Source organism: Rhodococcus sp. PAE-6 (assembly GCF_025290685.1).
In the GTDB taxonomy this organism is placed as follows: Bacteria; Actinomycetota; Actinomycetes; order Mycobacteriales; family Mycobacteriaceae; genus Rhodococcus; species Rhodococcus pyridinivorans.
In genome coordinates, this window is sequence record NZ_JAOCLZ010000227.1 from 1 (window position 1) to 238 (window position 238).

Sequence of the window (238 nt, forward strand, 5' to 3'; positions counted from 1 at the left end):
GGGCCCGGTCCGGCTGCTGTGGCGCGTGGTCCTCCCCGTATCCGGCCCGACCATGGTCGCGTTCGCGCTCAGCACCGTCGTGAACGAGTGGAACGAGTATCTATGGCCGTTCCTGAGGGCCGACGACGCATCCGTTGCGCCGTTACCGATCGGGCTGACACAACTCCAGAACAACGACGGGGTCACGAACTGGGGTCCGGTCATGGCCGGCACCGTGCTCGCGATGCTGCCGATTCTC

General features: G+C 66.4%; 1 pseudogene. It reads left to right on the forward strand.

Annotated elements, in window-relative coordinates:
* Positions 1-238: pseudogene (locus NVV99_RS26850) on the forward strand (carbohydrate ABC transporter permease); the annotation flags it as partial.